This window comes from Aeromonas sp. 1805 (assembly GCF_013085525.1).
In the GTDB taxonomy this organism is placed as follows: Bacteria; Pseudomonadota; Gammaproteobacteria; order Enterobacterales; family Aeromonadaceae; genus Aeromonas; species Aeromonas hydrophila.
In genome coordinates, this window is the sequence record NZ_CP038515.1 from 1,847,501 (window position 1) to 1,861,232 (window position 13,732).

General features: G+C 59.1%; 9 protein-coding genes, 1 tRNA gene, 2 rRNA genes and 1 pseudogene (1 of these 13 only partly in view). 7 read left to right on the top strand and 6 right to left on the bottom strand.

The genetic code is table 11. The annotated features are described in order from the left end of the window. From E5E96_RS08830 to E5E96_RS08840, 3 genes are all read left to right on the top strand, one after another. Positions 1-2,628 (top strand): 23S ribosomal RNA (locus E5E96_RS08830); it begins 262 nt to the left of the window's first position. An 83-nt stretch (positions 2,629-2,711) separates the two neighbouring features. Beyond that, positions 2,712-2,826: ribosomal RNA gene (gene rrf, locus E5E96_RS08835) — 5S ribosomal RNA — on the top strand. Between the two features lie 96 nt (positions 2,827-2,922). Next, positions 2,923-2,999 (top strand) — tRNA-Asp (locus tag E5E96_RS08840). Between the two features lie 92 nt (positions 3,000-3,091). On the opposite strand, the pseudogene E5E96_RS22850 reads toward E5E96_RS08840, so the two are convergent. From E5E96_RS22850 to E5E96_RS08865, 6 genes and pseudogenes are all read right to left on the bottom strand, one after another. Further along, a pseudogene (locus E5E96_RS22850) lies at positions 3,092-3,175 on the bottom strand (phosphoribosylaminoimidazole carboxylase); the annotation flags it as partial. 1,115 nt (positions 3,176-4,290) lie between these two features. Beyond that, positions 4,291-5,277, bottom strand: coding sequence for a YafY family protein (locus E5E96_RS08845; protein WP_005308002.1), 987 nt, complete (start codon positions 5,275-5,277; stop codon positions 4,291-4,293). Positions 5,278-5,580: 303 nt separating this feature from the next. Continuing rightward, positions 5,581-5,967: a SirB2 family protein gene (locus tag E5E96_RS08850; protein ID WP_171281949.1), complete on the bottom strand. Its 387-nt coding sequence runs from the start codon at positions 5,965-5,967 to the stop codon at positions 5,581-5,583. Next, positions 5,964-7,820: a monovalent cation:proton antiporter-2 (CPA2) family protein gene (locus tag E5E96_RS08855; RefSeq protein WP_029304384.1), complete on the bottom strand. Its 1,857-nt coding sequence runs from the start codon at positions 7,818-7,820 to the stop codon at positions 5,964-5,966. Before E5E96_RS08855 ends, E5E96_RS08850 begins: the two co-directional genes overlap by 4 nt. Positions 7,821-7,890: 70 nt before the next feature. Then, entirely contained in the window at positions 7,891-8,490 is a 600-nt protein-coding gene (locus tag E5E96_RS08860) for an NAD(P)H-dependent oxidoreductase (protein ID WP_016349118.1), read from the bottom strand. Between the two features lie 78 nt (positions 8,491-8,568). Beyond that, positions 8,569-9,411 (bottom strand): LysR family transcriptional regulator, encoded by an 843-nt coding sequence (locus E5E96_RS08865; protein WP_171281950.1) that lies wholly within the window; start codon positions 9,409-9,411, stop codon positions 8,569-8,571. Positions 9,412-9,554: 143 nt separating this feature from the next. Here E5E96_RS08865 and E5E96_RS08870 point away from each other — a divergent pair, with 143 nt between their 5' ends. The 4 genes from E5E96_RS08870 (at position 9,555) to E5E96_RS08885 (ending at position 13,547) form a co-directional block, all read left to right on the top strand. Continuing rightward, the gene (locus E5E96_RS08870; protein WP_171281951.1) at positions 9,555-10,277 is read left to right on the top strand and encodes an SDR family oxidoreductase; all 723 of its coding nucleotides are present in this window, start codon (positions 9,555-9,557) and stop codon (positions 10,275-10,277) included. 87 nt (positions 10,278-10,364) lie between these two features. Next, a complete protein-coding gene (locus E5E96_RS08875) occupies positions 10,365-10,688 on the top strand; it encodes a hypothetical protein (RefSeq protein WP_011704326.1) in 324 nt (107 codons plus the stop codon). Positions 10,689-10,737: 49 nt separating this feature from the next. Beyond that, a complete protein-coding gene (locus tag E5E96_RS08880; RefSeq protein ID WP_011704327.1) occupies positions 10,738-11,169 on the top strand; it encodes a DUF411 domain-containing protein in 432 nt (143 codons plus the stop codon). Positions 11,170-11,393: 224 nt separating this feature from the next. Then, entirely contained in the window at positions 11,394-13,547 is a 2,154-nt protein-coding gene (locus tag E5E96_RS08885) for a S9 family peptidase (RefSeq protein WP_171281952.1), read from the top strand. Positions 13,548-13,732: the final 185 nt, after the last annotated feature.

A 13,732-nucleotide genomic window follows, 5' to 3' on the forward strand; every position in this document is an offset into this window, starting at 1 on the left:
ATTAGCCCTTAAGCATCTTGGAAGTTAGTGGAACGGTCCTGGAAAGGCCGGCGATACAGGGTGATAGCCCCGTACACGAAAACAACCTTGATGTGAAATCGAGTAGGGCGGGACACGTGACATCCTGTCTGAATATGGGGGGACCATCCTCCAAGGCTAAATACTCCTGACTGACCGATAGTGAACCAGTACCGTGAGGGAAAGGCGAAAAGAACCCCTGTGAGGGGAGTGAAATAGAACCTGAAACCGTGTACGTACAAGCAGTGGGAGCCCTTCGGGGTGACTGCGTACCTTTTGTATAATGGGTCAGCGACTTACATTTTGTAGCGAGGTTAACCGTATAGGGGAGCCGTAGGGAAACCGAGTCTTAACTGGGCGTCTAGTTGCAAGGTGTAGACCCGAAACCGGGTGATCTAGCCATGGGCAGGTTGAAGGTTGAGTAACATCAACTGGAGGACCGAACCCACTAACGTTGCAAAGTTAGGGGATGACCTGTGGCTGGGGGTGAAAGGCCAATCAAACTCGGAGATAGCTGGTTCTCCCCGAAAGCTATTTAGGTAGCGCCTCGGACGAATACTACTGGGGGTAGAGCACTGTTTGGGCTAGGGGGTCATCCCGACTTACCAACCCCATGCAAACTCCGAATACCAGTAAGTAATATCCGGGAGACACACGGCGGGTGCTAACGTCCGTCGTGAAGAGGGAAACAACCCAGACCGCCGGCTAAGGTCCCAAAGTTCTGGTTAAGTGGGAAACGATGTGGGAAGGCTCAGACAGCTAGGATGTTGGCTTAGAAGCAGCCATCATTTAAAGAAAGCGTAATAGCTCACTAGTCGAGTCGGCCTGCGCGGAAGATGTAACGGGGCTCAAACCAGGCACCGAAGCCGCGGATTCACACTTATGTGTGAGTGGTAGGGGAGCGTTCTGTAAGTCTGCGAAGGTGTATCGAGAGGTATGCTGGAGATATCAGAAGTGCGAATGCTGACGTAAGTAACGATAAAGGGGGTGAAAAGCCTCCTCGCCGGAAGACCAAGGGTTCCTGTCCAACGTTAATCGGGGCAGGGTGAGTCGACCCCTAAGGCGAGGCCGAAAGGCGTAGTCGATGGGAAGCAGGTTAATATTCCTGCACGACTTGTAATTGCGATGGGGGGACGGAGAAGGCTAGGTGGGCCAGGCGACGGTTGTCCTGGTGAAAGTGCGTAGGTGGTGTTTCTAGGCAAATCCGGAGACACAACACTGAGACACGAGACGAACGCACTACGGTGCGGAAGCCATTGATGCCCTGCTTCCAGGAAAAGCCTCTAAGCTTCAGATTACAAGTCATCGTACCCCAAACCGACACAGGTGGTCGGGTAGAGAATACCAAGGCGCTTGAGAGAACTCGGGTGAAGGAACTAGGCAAAATAGAACCGTAACTTCGGGAGAAGGTTCGCTCTTGACAGTGAAGTCCCTTGCGGATGGAGCAGTTGGGAGTCGCAGTGACCAGATGGCTGGGACTGTTTATCAAAAACACAGCACTCTGCAAACACGAAAGTGGACGTATAGGGTGTGACACCTGCCCGGTGCCGGAAGGTTAATTGATGGGGTTAGCGCAAGCGAAGCTCTTGATCGAAGCCCCGGTAAACGGCGGCCGTAACTATAACGGTCCTAAGGTAGCGAAATTCCTTGTCGGGTAAGTTCCGACCTGCACGAATGGTGTAACCATGGCCATGCTGTCTCCACCCGAGACTCAGTGAAATCGAATTCGCCGTGAAGATGCGGTGTACCCGCGGCTAGACGGAAAGACCCCGTGAACCTTTACTACAGCTTGGCACTGAACATTGAACCTACATGTGTAGGATAGGTGGGAGGCTTTGAAGGCGTGACGCCAGTTGCGCTGGAGCCGTCCTTGAAATACCACCCTTGTATGTTTGATGTTCTAACGCAGGCCCGTGAATCCGGGTCGCGGACAGTGCCTGGTGGGTAGTTTGACTGGGGCGGTCTCCTCCCAAAGAGTAACGGAGGAGCACGAAGGTTGGCTAATCCTGGTCGGACATCAGGAGGTTAGTGCAATGGCATAAGCCAGCTTAACTGCGAGACGGACAGGTCGAGCAGGTACGAAAGTAGGTCATAGTGATCCGGTGGTTCTGAATGGAAGGGCCATCGCTCAACGGATAAAAGGTACTCCGGGGATAACAGGCTGATACCGCCCAAGAGTTCATATCGACGGCGGTGTTTGGCACCTCGATGTCGGCTCATCACATCCTGGGGCTGAAGTCGGTCCCAAGGGTATGGCTGTTCGCCATTTAAAGTGGTACGCGAGCTGGGTTCAGAACGTCGTGAGACAGTTCGGTCCCTATCTGCCGTGGGCGTTGGATGATTGAAGGGAGTTGCTCCTAGTACGAGAGGACCGGAGTGAACGAACCTCTGGTGTTCGGGTTGTCACGCCAGTGGCACTGCCCGGTAGCTAAGTTCGGAATCGATAACCGCTGAAAGCATCTAAGCGGGAAGCGAGCCCTGAGATGAGTCATCCCTGACCCCTTGAGGGTCCTAAAGGGCCGTTGGAGACCACAACGTTGATAGGTGGGGTGTGTAAGCGCGGCGACGTGTTGAGCTAACCCATACTAATTACCCGTGAGGCTTAACCATACAACACCCAAGAAGTGTTCTAAGGCTTGTAGCAGATACCGAGAACGAACAACAAAATCAGCTTTCTTAGATTGAAGAATTTGCCTGGCGGCCATAGCGCCGTGGAACCACCTGAACCCATGCCGAACTCAGAAGTGAAACGCGGTAGCGCCGATGGTAGTGTGGCATTCGCCATGCGAGAGTAGGACACTGCCAGGCACCCAATTAAACGGTGATGTGAAAACACGTAGCCGGCTGCGAGGATGACACCTCAATGAAGCGGCAGACAATTTAGCAAAAAGCTAACCAGACAGCGGAGCGGTAGTTCAGTCGGTTAGAATACCGGCCTGTCACGCCGGGGGTCGCGGGTTCGAGTCCCGTCCGCTCCGCCACTACTTAAGAAGCCCAGTCTAACGACTGGGCTTTTTTTCGTTTCCGACACCGCACTCATTGCCCCGGATTGCCTCTTTTTTCCTCACGGGACTCAGTAAAACACGCAGAGCCAGACGGTGGTCATGTCGGGGTGGGTCCATTCCACCCTGTGTTTTTGGCGAGCGGGAATGTTGATGTCGCTGGCAATGAGAGCCAACTTTGCGGCTGGGAGTGAAGCACTTTTAAGAAGGTCTGAGCGAATGCAGGGGAGCTTTGCGGGTGGTTACTTGCCCGCTGCAGCACTAACTGAAAGCCGTGTTCACGAAGTGTATAGGGGTGAGCGAGGTGGGTATTCTAGCCGAGATGAATATAGGTACTGAGATTGAGTGGGTGTACTCTATCGCACACACAATGTGCTGTGGCAGCGAATAGAATCCCATGTCATTGACCCGTTCTGGTACAAAAAGTACATAAAGAAAAGGGGACGGCAGCTGCCATCCCCTCAAGTCATCTAGTCCAGTCCATGAACTGCAACGCTCCCTGCAATCCCTGACTTTATCCTGATCCTTCGGAATATCCCCTTCCCAATCCGTTGAGGTGTCCTGTGGCCATCCTAGCCTGGCAATCGCTCCTGATTGCTGCACTCTCTCCATCCTGGAGGTGTCCGTTATCACATCCCGTGGTGTTCCTTGCGTCATCCTGACAGACAACCATCCGGGTTGTCTCGCTTCATCCTGAAGCTGTCCTGCTCGCTTCCTGCGAGGTCCATATTCTTCCTGAAGAGCAATTATCCTGTTTGCTCTGCCTCATCCCGAGGTGTCCACAACCACGTCCCGTGGTGTCCTGCATTCCATTTGATAACCGTCCTGGTTACCGGCCTCATCCTGAGGTGTTCCCTACCCACGTCCTGTGGTTTATTCCCTGCTTATGCGCTGTTTCCGCATCCTGCCGAACCAGCTCCATCCTTGTGAGACCCATATTAAGGGAACCAGGGGACGGAACAAGGGAGGTCCAGGCGTTATTGGCGTGACGATAGCGGATTAATGACCAATGCTATCGAGATAAAGTTATATAAATCATGCCATTAGTTTGTTTCATGGGAAAGCATGTGGATTCAAAGATGGCTTCGCGTACGGTTCGACACAGTGGCCTCTTACAGCTGCCATGGCGGATCTCTTACACGCAGAAACGGGGCGAAAACGATGGTACAAACAGGCTCAATTCGGTGGGTAAGACTTAAAAATTAGTTGAATAAATATGCTCAAAAAGAATACAAAAAGCCGGGCTTGGCCCGGCTTTTTTCTGAGGTGGTCAGCTGACGCGGCTACCCGGTGTCGGATATGCCTTGCGCAAGGATTCAGGTGCCAGCACTTCCAGGTTCCCGCTCATGTTGTTGAGCCAGGTACGGAACTCGGGGGTGTCCTGTACCTCGGTTTCCACCACCACGCTGCGCTTGTCGTAGCGGGTCATGCGCGGGTTGTGGCCGGGGATCTGCCCGTCGACTAAGGTCGGACAGTTGGCATCGATGCGACCGACGAAGCGGATCGGCCCGCTGACATCCTGATACCCCTGATCGCGGATCAGTTTCTGAATATTGAAATCCTTCGGCTGGGTCGCGCTGAAGTTGGTCAGCTCCACGTTCTTGATGTGATCGAACGGGATGCCATAGACCTTGGGATCCAGCTCGGACAGGGTGCAGAGCAGGGTCGGCCCTTCCGCCTGGTTCAGGATGCCGAGCGGATTGATGCGGTCGTAGCAGAGCCATACTGTGCGCTCCTTGATGACCCGCTGGATCTCGGCACTGAACTTGCGGCCACGCCACAATGCATCGCGGATCAGCGTACTGCGGCGGATCTCCGGGTTGCCGGCAAACGGACGCGGTGACTGGTGCACGCTCTCGAGCCAGCGTTCAGCCAGTTCACTCTGGCTGTCGCGGATCACCTGGCTGGCCTTGTCGACCAAGGGGTTCAGTTCGGTCAGGACGCTGGCCGGCAACAGCTGGCTGGCCTGATCGCTCCAGGTTTTCAGCGCCACTGCCAAGGAGAGCGGCATTATGTTGGCAAAATCGTTGAGGCCATGGCGCTCGAAGCACCAGCCGTGTGGTTTGCTGCGTTCATCCGAGGTGAGATCGAACAACCCCATGCCGGACATCTCTTCCAGGTCCCGTTGCACGGTACGCAGACTGACGTGGATGCCTTCTTCTTCCAGTTTTACCTGGAGTTGGCTGGCGGTCAGCTTGTAAGGGCGGTGCGGGATGCAACGCGCCAAGGTCAGTTGTCGTAACAGCTTCTTACTCATGGTGCATGCCTTCACTGGTTTAGCGTTGAGTGTATCCTAGCCATGCCTTGCGACAGTCTATGTCGCAAGTTTTGCTGCGACAACTGTCGCCATTTTCATACAAACCAAGCTAACCACATGATCCTAAACATAATTGCCATCATTTTGGGCAGCAATCGAGGCTTAAAAATGATGAAAATTCACCAAATGAAAGTGCTGTCTTACGGATTTGGGGGAGAGGAAAAAACAGAAATGACGGGGAAACGCAGAATATGATGTGGAGGGGATGGCTCCCCTCCGTCAGGCAGGTATTTTTTGGCTGGATCAGGCCAGCCAGGACAAGGCGGATTTGGTGATGGCGGCACCCACCATGTAGCCAAATACCGCCAGGGCAGCGAGGCCGGCCACCAGCTTCTGGCTGCGCGCAGGGCGCTTGAGCGCCATGACGCCGAGGCCGATGTAAACCATCAGAGCGATCAGCTTGGCCATCAGCCAAGGTTGTTGGCCCGGGCTCATCTGCAGGGTTACCGCCAGCAGCACCCCGAACAGCAACAGGAAGGTGTCGTTGACATGGGGCAGGATCTTCAGCCACTTCTGCTGCAGGCGGGCACTGCCCCCCAGGGCCAGCAGCCAGCGATAGAGGAACAGCAGCACGCTGACCAGCGCCAGCGTCATGTGCAGATGTTTGAACATGGGGTAATAGGCAATCATATTGCTTCCTTGTCGTTGTCGGGCAGACCGCTGTTCCAGTTGTGAGCGTGAATGCGCTCCTGTCCTTCCTGATCGTCTTGCAGCAGATCGGAGAGGATGTCCCGGTATTGCAGGCTCTTGTTGATATAGGTGTGTTCGTCGTCCAGGTAGTTGACCTGTTCCCGCAGCAGCCAGTTGTCGTGCTGCTTGAAGGTCTGGCCGGCCCGCCAGGCCTGGTTGGCCCGAAAGCCGAGCTGGGTCAGGGCTTCCACCCCCAGATCCACGGCAGAACCCAGAGTTTCCCGGTACACGCTGCCCACGCCCTGGCGCAGGATCTCGTGAGCGTGGGGACGATCCTGGGCTCGCGCCAGTATCTTAAGGTGCGGGAAGTGTTTCTTCACCATTTCAATCACTTCGAGTGACGTGGCCGGATCGTTGATGGAGAGCACCAGCAGCTTGGCCTTGTGGGCGCCAGCGGCGTGCAGCAGGTCAAGCCGGCTGGCATCGCCATAGAACACCTGATAGCCATACTTGCGCAGCATCTCGATCTGGCTTGCATCCTGCTCGAGGATGGTGGTGCCGATGCCGTGGCCGTGCAGCAGACGGCCCACAATCTGACCGAAACGGCCGAAGCCGGCGATGATGACCGGGTGCTCCACCAGCTCCGGCTGCTCGTGCTGCGGCAATTCACTCTGGTTGCGATAATCGAACCAGGGCTGGATCACCCGATCGTTGAGGATCAGCAGCAGCGGCGTCAGCGCCATGGAGAGCGCCACCACCAGCGTCAGCAGGGCGATGGTATCCCCCGGCAGCACCTTGTTCTGGGCGGCGAACGAGAACAGCACGAAGGCGAACTCCCCGCCCTGGGCCAGTGCCAGCCCGAAGGTCCAGCGCTGACTCGGCGAAATGCGAATGGCGAAGCCGAGCGCCATCAACACCAGCCACTTGAGCACCATCAGGCCGACCACCAGAGCCGGGATCAGCAGCGGGTGTTCGGCAAACAGCCCGAAGTTGATGCCAGCGCCCACCGACATGAAGAAGAGGCCGAGCAGCAGCCCCTTGAACGGCTCTATGTCTGCCTCCAGCTCGTGGCGATATTCGCTGTCCGCCAGCACCACGCCAGCGAGGAAGGAGCCGAGGGCGGGGGAGAGGCCGACCGATTCCATCAGCACGGCGATGGCGATCACCAGCAGCAGGGCGGCGGCGACGAAGATCTCCCGCATGTGGGACTGGGCGATGGCGCGAAACACCGGTCGCATCAGGTAGTGACCACCCAGCACTATGCCGGAGATGGCAGCCACCACCAGCAGGCCGTGTTGCCAGCCGGCCAGCTCCGAGCTGCCGCTGCTGGCCACCGGCGCGATGGCCAGCAGCGGCAGGATCGCCAGGATGGGGATGACGGCGATGTCCTGAAACAGCAGCACGGCAAAGGCGGAGCGGCCGCTCTCGCTCTGCATCAGTTTGCGCTCCTGCAGACTCTGCAGCACGATGGCGGTGGAGGAGAGCGCCAGGATGAGGCCGATGGCCAGCCCCTGTTGCCAGGGCAGGCCGATGAGGTGGGCCACACCGGTCAGGGCCGCCGTGGTCAGCAGCACCTGCAGCCCGCCGGTGCCGAGAATGGGCCCCTTCAGCTGCCACAGCAGCGCCGGCCTGAGCTCCAGCCCGACCAGAAACAGCATCAGCACTACCCCGAACTCGGCGAAGTGCATCACATCCTTCTGTTCACCCACCAGCCCCAGCAGGAAGGGACCTATGATGATGCCCGCCAGCAGGTAACCGAGCACGGAGCCCAGCCCCCAGCGCTTGGCAAGTGGCACCGCGATCACCGCGGCGGAGAGGTAGATGAAGGCATCGAACAGCAAACCATGTCCCATCAGCGGATCCTCCGCACTGTGGTGGAGGCCGATGTCGGCAGGCCGGGCCGGCGCCCGGATCGAGAGCGGGTCATGAGAGTACCTCCAGCAGATCGCGCAGATAGGGGCTGCCGGCAAGCTGGGCCGGGGTCAGCTGTTCGTCGCGCAGGGCACACAGCAACTGGCGATAATCCTGGCCGCAGCGGCGCAGCGCCTCCTGATCCCGGATCTTGTGAAAGGAGTGCAGCACGAATGGCGGCAGCCAGCTCATGCCGCACAGCTGGGCCGTCTGCCGGAACGGCAGCAGAAAGTCCAGCAGCGGGCGCTGGTTGTAGCCTTCACTGCAATAAGACTCGGGGGCGCCGCCGGTGGTGATGGCCGACAGCCACTGCTTGCCGTTGAGGGCGTGGGCTTCCGGGCCGTAGGCGTAGCCATACTCCAGCACCAGATCCATCCACTCCTTCATGATGGCGGGGCAGGAGTACCAGTAGAAGGGGTGCTGGAACACGATGATGTCGTGTTCAGACAGCAGGGCCTGCTCCCGCTTCACGTTGATGAACATGTTGGGGTAGTGCTGGTAGAGGTCGTGCAGGGTGACGCCTTCCAGGCCGTCGATGGCCTGCAGCAGCTGTTTGTTGGCCCGGGAGCTCTGCAGCGCCGGGTGTGAAAAGATAACCAGAATGCGTTTCATGGGTTCCTGATCTGAAGAGGGGCCAAATACCGGTGCCAGCGACCGGCGAAAAAAAAGATGCATTGAGCAGCGACGTTATCAAGAAGCGCCATGGCTCGCCAGTTCCGGGATCAGCTCGCGCAGCGCCGGATTGAGGGTCTGGTGGGCGGGATAGCAGAGGCCGATGCGCCGGAACATCCGTGGCCCGCGCACCGGCACGGTGCACAGACCCGCTTCGTCCTCCACCAGGCCGTCCGGCAGAAAGCTGATGCCGACCCCGGCCAGCACCAGCGCTATCACCAGCCCCTTGCTCTCGGCCTTGGCCACCAGATTGAGGGTCAGACGGTCACAGGCCAGCAGGCCTATGGTCTGCTGATGGGCTTCGCAGGGAGGGCACTCAATAAAATCATAATGTTGCAGCTCGGCCAACTCGAGTTGCTGGCGGCCGGCGAGGGGATGGTCACTTCGCACGCACAAGACATAATCCTCCTCCCACAGCGGCAGGAAGATCTCGTCTTCGCGGCGCAGGGCATCCAGGGTCAGCCGACAGTCGGCAGGCGTCCCGTAATCGGAGAGGGTGAGATCCAGCTCGGGCAGCACAGCCTGCACCTGCTGCAGCAATCCCGCCACCCGCCGCCGGCTCAGGTCCGGCATGATGGCCATGTTGAGCCGCGCACGCGTCGCCTTCTGGCGAAACAGCGCCGGCAGCCGGCGCGCCTCTTCCACCAGCTTGACCGCGTGGGGATAGAGGTAATGGGCCTGATCCCTGGCCGCCACCCCCTTCTTGCCCCGGATGAACAGGCTGTCACCCAGGGTCTCTTCCAGCTGGCGCAGCCCCGCCGAGAGGGAAGGCTGGCTGACGTGGCAGCGTTCGGCCGCCGCCGTGATGTTCTTCTCTTCATAGATGGCGATGAAGAAGCGCAGCAGTCTCAAGTCCAGCATAAGCCCAACCATAGTTTTTTCAGATGATAACCAGCGGAAAACAATATTTATCACTGATGGATGCAGTGACTATAGTGATCCCGTTCCGTGCTGGCCAGCCGCTTGTTTGCTCAAACCGACTCTTGAATCAGAAGGAAAACATCATGTCCAAGCCTCTCGTCGTGATCACCGGTGCCTCCGCCGGGATCGGTGCCGCCATCGCCCGCGCCTTCTCCGCCGCCGGCCATCCGCTGCTGCTGCTGGCCCGCCGGGTCGAGCCCATGCAGGCGCTGGCGCTGCCCGATACTCTTTGCATCGGGGTCGATGTGACCGACACCGCCGCCATGAAGGCCGCCATCAAGCAGGCCGAGGCACAATTCGGCCCGGTCGGCTGCTTGGTCAACAACGCCGGCGTCATGCTGCTGGGACAGGCCGACGTGCAGGACCCGGCCGAGTGGCAGCAGATGCTCAACATCAACGTGATGGGGGTGTTGAACGGTGTTCACGCCGTGCTGGCCGGCATGAAGGCCCGCCGCAGCGGCACCATCATCAACATCAGCTCCATCGCCGGTCGCAAGACTTTCCCGAACCATGCTGCCTACTGCGCCACCAAGTTCGCCGTGCACGCCCTGACCGAGAACATCCGGGAAGAGGTGGCCGACGTCGGCGTGCGGATGGTGACCATAGCCCCGGGCGCGGTGGAGACCGAGCTGCTCAGCCACACCACGGACGATAGCATCAAGGCCGGCTACCACGACTGGAAGGATCAGATGGGGGGCGTCATTGCGCCTGAGGTGATCGCCGACGCCGTGCTCTATGCATGGAGCCAGCCGGCCAATGTCTGCGTGCGCGAGATCGTGCTGGCGGCGACCCGTCAGCAACCTTGATGGCGGCTGACTGGAAGCGGGGGAGGGCTTGACCCTCCCCCTGGGCCAAGGGTTACCATAGGCCACCTTTCGTCAATGAGTCGTCCCATGGTTCTGACCCGTCGCCAACTCGCTCGCGCCCGCCGCTGGCTCCCCCTGTGGAGTCTGCTGATGGTGCTGATGTCGTTTGGCAGCCGGGCAGCGACCGATCTCTGTACCCTGACTCCCCATTGCAGCCAGAGCGAACGCACCCTGGAGAAGGCCATGCCCTGCGGCAGCTTCACCTCGGCGCTCGCCATGACGGTGCTCACCGGCGACAGCCTGACGGTTGCCATGCTGGAACCCGATACCCCGGATTTCATCTCCCCCTCCCAGTTCATGCCGGATGTTCCGACCGACCGGCTGGAGCGTCCGCCCCGTCATCTCGGTTGAGTCGAGTACCCCTGTTTTTTTGGGCATTTCTTCTTATCCGAGGTGAGTTATGTACAAGTCCCTGTTATTGGCCGTGCTGGCCGGTACCGTCAGTTTTTCTGCTCTGGCAACCGAGCAGATGACCGTCTACAAGTCCCAGTATTGCGGCTGCTGCAAGACCTGGATCAAGCACATGGAGGAGAACGGCTTTGAGGTCAAGGTCGTCGAAACCGAGCAGCTTGAACCGGTCAAGCAGCAGTACGGCATCACTCCGCAGCTGGCTTCCTGCCACACCGGGGTGGTGAACGGCTATGTGGTGGAGGGGCATGTACCCGCCGCCGACGTGCAGAAGCTGCTCAAGGAAAAACCGGCGATCCGCGGCCTGACCATTCCGGGCATGCCCCAGAGTGCGCCAGGCATGGATATTCCGGGTCAGCCCTATCAGGTGCTGAGCATCAGCAACGAGGGCGCGACCAAGGTCTGGTCGAGCTACCCCGGCTGATGAAAACTGGCCGTGAGCAGACACACTTCCATCATGTGAGGCACACCTGAGCGAGCCCGTGTCGCTCACGGTCAGGTATGGGGGCCGCCATCGCGAGATGGCGGCCCTTTTACATCAGGGCGCGGGAGAACTTGCAACTGAAGGCGACAAGGGGCAGATTGATCCCCTGTCCAAGGAGCCAAGGCTCAGGTCCGCCAACCCTTTTACAGCGCAAAGGATGCGACATGTTCACCTTTTCCCGAGGGCTTCTGCTGCTGGCTTGTCTGGCCGCCGTTCCCTGTTCATATGCCAATGATGAGTCCGCCATGCCCACAAGCGACACCCTGATCCAGCCTCCCGTGGCCGCCAAACACCCTCACGCCATCAAGAAACACGGGGATACCCGAGTCGACAACTACTACTGGCTGCGCGATGACGAGCGCCAGAAACCCGAGGTGCTGGCCTACCTCGAGGCCGAAAACGCCTACACCGACGCCATGCTCAAACCGATCAAGCCGCTGCGCGACCAGCTCTATCAGGAGATGGTGGCCCGCATTCCGCAGCAGGACGAGTCGGTGCCCTACGTGAAGAACGGCTATCGCTACCAGACCCGCTACGAGCCGGGCAAGGAGTACGCCATCTATTCGCGCAGCAAGCTGGGTGAAGAGGCTGCGAGCCTGCTGCTGGACGGCAACCAGCGTGCCGAAGGCCACGAGTTCTACGCCCTGGGGGCGCTCGAGGTGAGCCGCAACAACCGCTGGCTGGCGGTGGCGGAAGATTTCCTCTCCCGCCGTCAGTACCAGATCCAGTTCCTCGACCTGGAGAGCGGCAAATGGGCCACTGACACGCTGGAGAACACCTCCGGCAATCTGGTGTGGGCCAACGACAGCAAGACGGTGTTCTACGTGCGCAAGCACCCCAAGACACTGCTGCCCTATCAGGTCTATCGCCACGAGCTGGGCACGGATCCGGCCAAGGATCAGCTGGTCTATGAGGAGAAGGACGACTCCTTCTATGTGAGCCTCTACGCCACCACCTCGGAAGATTTCATCGTCATTGCCCTCTCCAGCACCACCTCAGGCGAGGCGCGCCTCATCGATGCCAACGTGCCGACCCAGGCGCCGCGGCTGTTCCTGCCGCGCCAGGTGGATCACGAATACAGCCTGGATCACTACCGCGGCCGCTTCTATGTGCGCTCCAACAAGGACGGCAAGAACTTCGGCCTCTACGAGACCAAGGAGAGCCCGGTAGATCGCTGGAAGGCGGTGATCGCTCCCAATCCGGACGTGCTGCTGGAGAGCTATGCCCTGTTCAAGGAGTGGCTGGTACTGGAGGAGCGCAGTCAGGGGCTGACCCGGCTACGGCAGGTCAACTGGCAGAGTGGCGAGCAGAAGGAGATCGCCTTCGACGACCCGGCCTATGTCACCTGGCTCGCCTACAACCCGGAGCCGGATACCAGCGCGCTGCGCTATGGCTACTCCTCCATGACCACCCCCTCGTCCACCTACGAGCTCGATCTGAACAGCGGCAAGCGCACCCTGCTCAAGCAGCAGCCGGTGGCAGGCTTCAAGGCCGACCAGTATGCCAGCGAGCGGCTCTGGATCACCGCCCGTGACGGTGTGGCCGTGCCGGTGTCGCTGGTCTATCGCAAGGACAAGTTCAAGCAAGAGGGGGCGGGGGCGCACACCAATCCGCTGCTGGTCTACGGCTACGGCTCCTACGGTGCCAGCATGGACCCGGACTTCAGCAGCGCCCGGCTGAGCCTGCTGGACCGCGGTTTCGTCTACGCCATCGCCCACATCCGTGGTGGCGAGGAGCTGGGGCGTCACTGGTATGAAGATGGCAAGCTGCTGAAAAAGCAGAACACCTTCAACGACTTTATCGACGTGACCGAGGCGCTGGTGGCGCAGGGCTACGGCGCCAAGGAGCAGGTCTACGCCATGGGCGGCAGCGCCGGCGGCCTGCTGATGGGGGCCGTCATCAATCAGGCGCCCCAGCTCTATCGCGGGGTGGTGGCCCAGGTGCCGTTCGTCGACGTGGTCACCACCATGCTGGACGAGTCCATTCCCCTCACCACCGGGGAGTACGACGAGTGGGGCAACCCGAACCAGAAGCGCTACTACGACTACATGAAGGCCTACAGCCCCTACGATCAGGTCAAGGCGCAGGCCTATCCCAACCTGCTGGTGACCACCGGGCTGCACGACTCCCAGGTGCAGTACTGGGAGCCGGCCAAGTGGGTCGCCAAGCTGCGCGAGCTGAAGACCGATGATAACAAGTTGTTGCTGAGCACCGACATGGACGCCGGCCACGGCGGCAAGTCGGGTCGCTTCAAAGCCTACGAGGATATCGCGCTGGAGTTCGCGTTTATTCTGGATCTGGCCAAGCCACAAGCATAAGTCACCACAGTTGCAGCCCTTGCCAGTCAAGGGCTGCAAAAGAATCTCCCTCCTCCCGCGCAGTCTGCCGACCGGTAGCACATCCAATTAATCTCTGATCAGCAAATTAATGATCGGCTTCAAATTTCTCGTCATCCATATCCATCATTTTGTGTTTTTGTTTGATTTATGTTGGCGCCGTGTGC